Here is a 2541-nt window from a genome sequence, read left to right on the forward strand (position 1 = left end):
CGCTGCTCCGCAGCGAAACCAGGCGGCTAAAGCCTGCACACCAGCGCACGTTGGTGTCCAGCCTTCAGGCGTTTCCATTCGCTGCTCCGCAGCGAAACCGGGCGGCTGAAGCCTGCACACCAGCGCATGTTGGTGTCCAGCCTTCAGGCGCTTCCATTCGCTGCTCCGCAGCGAAACCGGGCGGCTAAAGCCTGCACACCAGCGCATGTTGGTGTCCAGCCTTTAGGCGTCTCCATTCGCTGCTCCGCAGCGAAACCAGGCGGCTAAAGCCTGCACACCAGCGCACGTTGGTGTCCAGCCTTCAGGCGTCTCCATTCGCTGCTCCGCAGCGACAGTAGGCGGCTGAAGCCTGCACACCAACACGTATGCCCGTTCTTTCCCCCTTTTCCGCGACCGTCCCCCCGTCTTTCGCGAGCGAATGCCCTATGCCCCGCCTTTGCCTCCCCCTGCTAGCCGTGGTGATTTTGGCTCCCAACATCCTGCCCTTCGGTGGTTCCGGCGATCGTCTAGCCGCCCAGCCGCCCGGGACCGAGGCCGCCGGATTCGGACAGGGACCGTCCACGCTACCGGCCAACGAGATCACTAATTTCAAGGGCGCCCTCAAAGGCATGCGGCGAAACATTGTCGTGGTCGAAAAAGAGGACGGCAGCGAGGCGCTCGTCGCGTTGCCAGACACGATCTCGTCGTTCCAATTTGTCGCCAAAGCGACGCCGGCGTTTTTACAACGCGGCATGCTGGTCCGCTTCTCCGCGAACTTCGGCCCCGGAGGCGTGCCGTTGGCCCCGGTCGAAAAAATCACACTGTTCCAACCGGTCGATCCGCGTTCACTGCACGGCCGGACCAAAGAACAATTCACTCCCGGCGTTTACTCCGACGCCAATCGCGGCAATCGAAATCAACCAATGGTCGGCAAGCTATCGATCGTGGGACAACTGATCGGCTTGACCCCCAACGGTGTCCTGGCCGTCCAGGCGGGGAAAATCCCCGTCCAAGTCCCGGTGGACGCCAACACCACGTTGGAAGTCCGCTACAACAATCTGGCCTTGGCCCAAGAAGGCGATCCCGTCTCGGTCACCGGTTTTTACCAGCCCCCCAATGAAAACCAAGTCAAAGCCGATCGGATCACCATCACCACCGACCGGGTCTACGGAGAATACCAACCCGCCACCGAACGAAAATCCAGACGCAAACGCGGTGACAAGTCGGACGACAACGAATCTGACAAGGCCCTGGGAAGCGAGACGGAAAAAGGAGACAATCCGAAGCCGGACGACGCACAGCCAGAGACTGAGAAAGAGGATTCATGAAAACACTGATTCAAGGAGGACGCCTGATCGACCCGGCCGGCGACGTCGACCAGATCGCCGACCTGTGGCTGCATGACGACGCCATCATCAATGGAGACGCCCTGGCCGCCGAAGACGCCGATCGCGTGATTGACGCTCGGGGATGCGTCGTGATGGCCGGTGGAATTGACATCCACACGCACATCGGTGGCGGCAAACTGGCGATCGCCAGACTGCTGATGCAAGACCGAATCGACGACGACGCCCGCGCGACCGCCCGAAGCGCGGCCGAAAGTGACTACCTGCCCTCGGCCGCCGTCGCTGCCCAGCGGTATTTGGAAATGGGTTACACCGTCGCGCTCGAACCCGCCGTCATCCCCTGCAACGCCCGCGCCGCGCACGCCGAGATGGCGGACATGCCTGACTTGGCAACCGGCGGCTTCTGCTTGCTCGGCAACGACGACCTGTTGTTGACCCTGCTCTCACGCGACGCGCCCCAAGCCGAAATCAACGACTACGTCGCCTGGATGGTCCGCGCTACCCAGAGCATTGCCGTCAAAGCCGTTAACCCCGGCGGCATCTCGGCCTTCAAGTTCGGTCAGCGTGAACTGGACGTCGACACGCCCCATCCCCATTACGGCGTCACACCGGCGCAGATCATCCGCCGGCTCGCCAGAGCCGTCCATGAAATCGGTCTCGTGCACCCGCTGCACATTCACACCAGCAACCTGGGCGTACCGGGAAACATCCGCTCCACCATCGCGACGATGGAGGCGGCCGACGGGTTGCCGATCCATCTCACCCACGCCCAGTTTCATTGCTACGGTGACGAGAGTCAGTACGGGATGTCCTCGGCAGCCGAACAACTCGTCGCCGCGATGGCGAAACACCCCAACGTGACGATCGACGTCGGTCAGATCATGTTCGGACAAACGGTGACGATCAGCGCCGATGAACCCCATCAATTCGACAACCGCCATCACGCCTCGCCGCGCAAATCCGCGATCGTCGATATCGAATGCGAAGCCGGTTGCGGTGTCGTGCCCTTTCGATACCGCCGCCGCCAATTCGTGCATTCGCTGCAATGGGCCATCGGGTTGGAACTGTTTCTGATGATCGACGACCCAACACGCGTTTTCTTGACCACCGACCATCCCAACGGAGCCCCCTTCACCGCGTACCCGCACCTGTTGCGGTTGCTCGGCGATCGCTCCTTTCGCGAAACCGCATTGGCGGAAATCCATGCCGATGCCGC

General features: G+C 61.8%; 2 protein-coding genes. Both read left to right on the top strand.

The features are described 5' to 3' along the window. Positions 1 to 425: 425 nt before the first annotated feature. A complete protein-coding gene (locus tag ABX749_RS29140) occupies positions 426 to 1307 on the top strand; it encodes a hypothetical protein (protein WP_372899133.1) in 882 nt (293 codons plus the stop codon). Continuing rightward, positions 1304 to 2541, top strand: a 1238-nt coding sequence (locus ABX749_RS29145) for a formylmethanofuran dehydrogenase subunit A (protein WP_372899134.1), incomplete at its 3' end; no start/stop codon positions are given. The genes ABX749_RS29140 and ABX749_RS29145, both read left to right, overlap by 4 nt.

The organism is Stieleria sp. (assembly GCF_041595215.1).
GTDB classification, from domain to species: domain Bacteria; phylum Planctomycetota; class Planctomycetia; order Pirellulales; family Pirellulaceae; genus Stieleria; species Stieleria magnilauensis.

Coding starts and splice junctions, on each gene's coding strand:
- ABX749_RS29140 (WP_372899133.1), top strand. CDS start 426: ATGCCCCGCCTTTGCCTCCCCCTGCTAGCCGTGGTGATTTTGGCTCCC.